Source organism: Mesorhizobium sp. M7A.F.Ca.MR.176.00.0.0 (genome assembly GCF_004023165.1).
Lineage (GTDB): Bacteria > Pseudomonadota > Alphaproteobacteria > Rhizobiales > Rhizobiaceae > Mesorhizobium.
Window position 1 is genome coordinate 1 of sequence record NZ_RZTC01000200.1, and the last position, 5583, is coordinate 5583.

At 57.9% G+C, this 5583-nt stretch carries 4 protein-coding genes; all 4 read left to right on the plus strand.

Going from position 1 to position 5583, the window contains the following annotated elements; translation table 11 throughout:
• Window positions 1–611 precede the first annotated feature (611 nt).
• The 4 genes from EOB59_RS33390 to EOB59_RS33405 all read left to right on the plus strand — a co-directional run bounded on the left by EOB59_RS33390 (window position 612) and on the right by EOB59_RS33405 (window position 5092).
• Complete coding sequence (locus tag EOB59_RS33390; RefSeq protein ID WP_095488814.1) at window positions 612–1931, plus strand: ParB/RepB/Spo0J family partition protein; 1320 nt, start codon at window positions 612–614, stop codon at window positions 1929–1931.
• Window positions 1928–3820, plus strand: a complete 1893-nt coding sequence (locus EOB59_RS33395) for a DEAD/DEAH box helicase (RefSeq protein WP_095488815.1) — start codon at window positions 1928–1930, stop codon at window positions 3818–3820. The genes EOB59_RS33390 and EOB59_RS33395 overlap by 4 nt, the downstream gene beginning before the upstream one ends.
• On the plus strand, window positions 3813–4721 hold the full coding sequence (locus EOB59_RS33400; protein ID WP_128177656.1) for a DUF3883 domain-containing protein: 909 nt from the start codon (window positions 3813–3815) through the stop codon (window positions 4719–4721). Before EOB59_RS33395 ends, EOB59_RS33400 begins: the two co-directional genes overlap by 8 nt.
• 116 nt (window positions 4722–4837) lie before the next feature.
• The gene (locus tag EOB59_RS33405) at window positions 4838–5092 is read left to right on the plus strand and encodes a helix-turn-helix domain-containing protein (protein ID WP_095482968.1); all 255 of its coding nucleotides are present in this window, start codon (window positions 4838–4840) and stop codon (window positions 5090–5092) included.
• Window positions 5093–5583: the final 491 nt, after the last annotated feature.

A 5583-nucleotide genomic window follows, 5' to 3' on the forward strand; every position in this document is an offset into this window, starting at 1 on the left:
ATCATATGTTGGCTGTGGGCGCGATAGCCAGTGTGGTTCGCCCAGTCTACGGGAAGGATACGATTTACCAACTGGCCGTGCCTGAAATTGGTAACGTAGCCATCATACAGAAGGGGTGTCCCGATGGCGCTCACAGCAGCGTTGCATGGTCTGTTCCCTCATGGGCTGTCGAGACCTACCTTTGGTGGTTGTGCCCGAGTCTGGCCTCGGAACCCGGAGAACATGTTTTCAAAGGGGTCAACCGACTCCGCCGTCGCTTTTTCTCGGATGCACCAGATACGCTTGATGGCATCATCTTCCACAATGACCTCTGCGGGTCAGACCTTCGACCGTGCCCCAAAGATGGGCCGGGCGGTGGAGATTGGCGGAAACCGCATTCCTCCTCCGTGTATCTGGATCATGCCGGAGCGGGGCCAAGGACCTGCCTTCAACTGGGACGGTCGCCGCCAGCGGCGATTCCCGGCAGTTCTGCTCTCGGCGTTCAATGTCGATGCAGGCAATGCAAGTGTTTTGACCGGGTACATCGGGTTTCACCAAGGCGTCCGCGGCATCAGGACCACAGTCGCCTCCCGGTTTGGTCCGGGACGGTTGACGACCTTCAGGAGCTCAAAATGATGAACCCTGTGTTAGACCAGGAACGAGTCCAACACCTTGTCGCGCGCCAGAGCTCGTCGAAACGACGCGCGCTGCTGGCCGCGTGGTCGCGGCCAGATCGCGAACTGCCGCTGGTGGACCTAGAGGTGACGTGGGTGCGGCTCTCCACTCTGAACCACCGGACTAAGGCTGAGCAGATGCGAGAGATTGAGACGAAGGGGCGCCCAGACCTGTTTTCGGCGGACCCGATGGGGTCGGAAGCACAAGCGGCGCAGCTTCGTATCCTGAAATCTCAGCCGGGCTTCGATGATCTCAAGGCTGATCTGAGAGAACGTGGTCAGCAGGAGCCGGCCGTAGCTACTGCGGAGGGCGTTCTTGTAAACGGCAACCGTAGGTCCGCTGCGCTTCGTAGCCTCTATTTAGACGATCAGCATGCGCCTTCTCGATATGTCCGCTGCCTCGTCCTTCCGGCCGATGCGACCATGGATGAACTCGTCGATCTCGAGACTGAGCTGCAGATCGCACGTGACTTCCGCGAAGACTATTCGTGGGTCAATGAAGCGCTCTTGATCGAGGAACTGTTCAACCGCGAAGCCCAGAACTGGGATCGAGTCGCGGCGAGGATGCACAAGGATGTACCCAAGGTTCGGGCGCAGTATGAAAAGCTGCAGCAGCTGCATCAGCTGGTGGCACTGTCAGACGGCACTCGCCACCACGCCGACTTTGATGAGAACGAGTCGGCTTTTGAGGAACTCACTAGGCACATCCGAACTAAGCCTAAGGCTGAGGCCAATTCCGTTCGGGGCGCCTACTTCCTTGGCACGCTGACCGGGGTCAACTACCGCGATCTTCGCCACCTTCAGCGGCCGGATGCCGCCGCACTAGTCAGGCAGGAATTGGAATCGGATCCGACAATCGCACCGCTGCTTTGTGCCATCAGGCATAATGTGCCCAACAATGGCGGCGATGTTCTCGATGACGCCCTCGGTGATGCAGCACAGGAAGAGGACCTTTCCGATATCCTCGCCTTCTTCGCGCGCAAGCGCAGCGAAGAGATAGTGACTCTCGCAGATGGCAAGAACGCTGTCGTATCCGATCTAATTGCTTCCGTAGGGGCTGCCGTCGCCGTCGCGGCACAGGAAGCCGATGAGGATTCTAAGGACGCAAAGGCGCTCGTGGCTCCATTGAGCCGTCTTGCCGCCGCCAAGGAGCAGGTTGGCCGCGCAGCTGCTGCGCTTGAACGGGCGCGTAGCTTTGACGGATGGAATGAAGCCGACTTCCAAACCAAGGTGGCCGCGCTCAAGGCCGAAGTGAGCAAGCTCGAGGCACGCGGATGATCCGTGCCGAGCTCTATCGGCAGGACCGTCCGACGGTCGTCGTCGATCGCTTGGACGATACGAATCCTGGTGCCTGGGCCCGGCTGCAGGAAGCCTTTGCACGCGGCATCCTCACTGGATCGGCACGGCAGTCAGTGGTGCACCCGGATGTGTTCATGGCGGAACTCGATGTCCTGCGCGACATTCGGGCAGTGTTTGCAGAGCGGGTTGAGCTAGGACCGACCCTCACATCACAGTTGCGATTAATGGCTGATGATCGCCGTGCCCGTTCCGTGGCGATCGAAGCCGGTGAGGCAAGCGAAACCGAGCTTGAGGCCCTCGCGGCCGAGCTTGAGGCCGCCGGGTTCAAAAGGAATTTGAAGCCCTTTCAACTGAGAAATCTCGCCCGCCTCATGCGTCTGCCGCATGCTGCGGACTTTTCGGTTCCTGGAGCGGGTAAGACGACGGTGGCGCTGGCGGCATTTGCTTTGGGTCGCGCTCGAGGAAGTATCGACCGTCTTATGGTCGTTGCGCCAATCGCCGCCTTCGGAGCCTGGGATGAGGATGCAGTCGCTTGCTTCAAAAAGCCACCGCGCGTTGTAATCTTTGGGGGTCCCGAAACAATTATCCCGCAAGACACGGAGATCCTGCTCTCAAATTACAATCGCGTCGCAAGCGATTATGACATTATCAGAGCCTTCGTAGCGAATGGGGCTGCCAAGGTTGTGCTCGACGAAGCCCATCGCGTGAAGCGCGGCGCTTCGGGGGTGCATGGTCGTGCTGTGTTGGATTTAGCCTATGCGGCTCATCGCCGAGACGTGCTAACTGGTACGCCGGCCCCCCAAGGCGCGCACGATCTAGTGGCTCTGGTGAAGTTCCTATACCCGGGCCAGGATCGCCAGATTCTTCCGAGGTCTGCTTACATCGAAAGGCTGGGGCGCGATCCGAATGTTCTCGGCGAGACTCACGCAGCGATTACGCGGTACTTCGTTCGAACTCCCAAGAGCGAGCTGGAGCTGCCTCCCACAACGTTCGAGGTTATCCGCAGACAAATGGGACCCATTCAAAACGCGATCTATGATGCGCTCGTGGGTCGCTACCGCGCCACTTTTTCGCTTCCCGACCGCGGTCGGCACGAGATGCAGCGCCTTGGCCGCATAGTAATGTACCTGCTCGAGGCCGCGACAAACCCCATGCTGTTAACGGCCGGTTCGGATGAGAGTGATGATCCAGGATTCCTTCACCCGCCGCTCGAGTTGTCGAGCAGCGAGCCGCTCGTCAACCTGCTACAAAGCTACAAAAACTTTGAGACGCCGTGGAAATACCAACAAGTGCTTTCCATTGTAGCGGCAGCAGCCGAACGCGGCGAGAAGGTCCTGATCTGGTCCAACTTCGTGCGCAACCTCAAGGTGTTGGCTCGCATGCTTGCGCAATATCAGCCGGCAATAGTGCATGGAGGGGTTCCCTCCGACGACGGTGCTCCCCCTGGCGACCTAACGCGCGAGAATGAATTTCGGCGGTTCCGACATGATGCCCACTGCGTTGCGCTCCTGGCAAATCCTGCAGCCTGCGGCGAGGGCATCAGCCTCCATCACTGGTGTCACAACGCTGTGTTCCTGGATAGGACGTTCAATGCGGGCCACTTCCTGCAGAGCCAGGATCGCATTCACAGGCTTGGGCTGTCGGCGGATGTAAAAACGCGCTTCACGCTACTCATCAGCTCGAACACCATCGACAATACGGTTGACGGAAGGCTTCACGACAAGGTCAGGGCGCTTTCCCGTTTGATGGATGATCCCGGCCTAGTCCAGATCTCACTACCTTCTCCAGATGAGGGCGAAGGCGGTGCACCTGCGTTCGAGGATGATTGGCAGGCCGTAGCCGCACACGTCGGAACCATAGATGTATGAGTTGCCAAGTCGCGGACGCTGTCATGCTGCCTTCCTGCTGGCCTACAGTGCGCGGCTGAGGCCTTCAGGTGACTTCAACTCTTGGGTGATATCCGCGAGCGGGAAGTCAACCATCATGGCCGCCTCAACTGACGTCCTAGGTACCGCGAGGCTGCTCGTAGATATCAACCTCGCTAGCATAACCGATGTCGTCGCGATCAATCCCGTACTTGCCGCTTTCGACAGCAAGGCTGATCGACATAGTCTGTTGGGCATTGCCCGTCTCTTGCTGCAGAGATGCCCTCCGGCGTGGATTGGAGCTGCAATTGTCGACGGGCGTCTGGCCCCAGAATTCATTCCCGACAGTGACCTAGAAGCCCTTTCCTGGGTTGGGCCGGACCTGGAACCGCTGCTCGTCGAAATACATCATCGGCTAACACGTGCGGCCTTTGACGAGCGCAGAAAGATGCTCGGCAATGCTGGCGAACTCGCAATCATGTCGGCCCTTCGTTATGAGAGATACTCACCGGTGCATGTGGCGCTCCTCTCTGATTGGTACGGCTACGACATTGAGAACCGTCGGGCCTCTGCTACCGAGCGCTTGGAGGTGAAGGCGTGCGTAAGAGCCACCGCAGACCGTGTATTCGTGTCGCGCAACGAATTCGACAAAGCAGCAAAGTTCGGGTCCGAATGGCGACTCATTCAGGTGATATTTTCGTCAAGTGTAATGGTGGAACGAACCATCATAGCCCCTCATGTAGAGGAGGTCCGTGAACTTAGCAGCGGCGCGCTCCAAGCGTTGGCTCCTGATCCATCGCCGACGTTCCAATGGACCGATTCCGCTGAATTTCGCCCGACCCCCGATATGTGGATTCCAAGCGCACTGCGCGTGGATAACACCTTCTCACTGGAGTGTAGGTAAGATGTGCGCGCCTCGTTGTCGCTTGCGCGTCCGGAGAACTGTAAGACCATCCATCTGGAAAGACCGCACATTCATAAAAGGCCCCGGTGCCTAGCAGTGTGATAGCCCGGGAGCAGATGGAGCGACGCATCGAGCTCAAACTGCCGCGGCTGATCGAGTTGCTGTTGTCGCGGCCGCTGGTCTCCACCACCATGATCCAGAAGGAGCTCAAGGTGACGCGACAGGGTGCCAATTTCGTTGCCGAGTTCACCCTGTCAATCTGCGCGAAATCACGGGAGGGCGCGATATCGGGCGTAGGGGTCGTTTGGCTATTCAGGTCGGATTTCATTGGTCTCCGTGGGCGAAAGATCGAGTGTCACGTGGCAACGTAGTAATCCTTGCTTTGCCTTGCCGGCGGCACGGCATGGGCCGTGATCAGACCGTCTCAGATGAATGAAGACCTTTTTTCGCTTTTGGCCAAGGTTTGCCGAAGGCTGTCAGGAAAAGGGCATCTGTCGCATTCATATCGCCATGAGGCAGTTTTCGGCATCCGTCACCGTGAGCTCTACGCCAACTTTCGGATGCATTATCTGATTCCGCGCTGTGATCGCTGCGGAAAGTAAGGGCCACCATGCCCGATTTGCGTCGAATTGTTTGTGCGAAAAACGCCACAATAGAAAATGCAGCCTTTCATCAATTGAACGGTATTTATGACGCAGTAAGATTATTGACGAACATGTTAGATCTTGAAACCGAGGTAAAGAAAGGGAGTCAGCCACTCCGGGATTTTTAAGAAGCATGCTTGCCCAGGAAGTCGGCGAGTCGGCGAGCAAGGCGGTCCGCGTCTTTCATCTCGCATTCCCAGATCACTAGGACCCGCCAT

What these genes read in the sequence shown, in the direction of transcription:
- EOB59_RS33395 (WP_095488815.1), top strand. Translation starts at nt 1,928, where the DNA reads ATGATCCGTGCCGAGCTCTATCGGCAGGACCGTCCGACGGTCGTCGTC.
- EOB59_RS33405 (WP_095482968.1), top strand. Translation starts at nt 4,838, where the DNA reads ATGGAGCGACGCATCGAGCTCAAACTGCCGCGGCTGATCGAGTTGCTG.
- EOB59_RS33390 (WP_095488814.1), top strand. Translation starts at nt 612, where the DNA reads ATGATGAACCCTGTGTTAGACCAGGAACGAGTCCAACACCTTGTCGCG.
- EOB59_RS33400 (WP_128177656.1), top strand. Translation starts at nt 3,813, where the DNA reads ATGTATGAGTTGCCAAGTCGCGGACGCTGTCATGCTGCCTTCCTGCTG.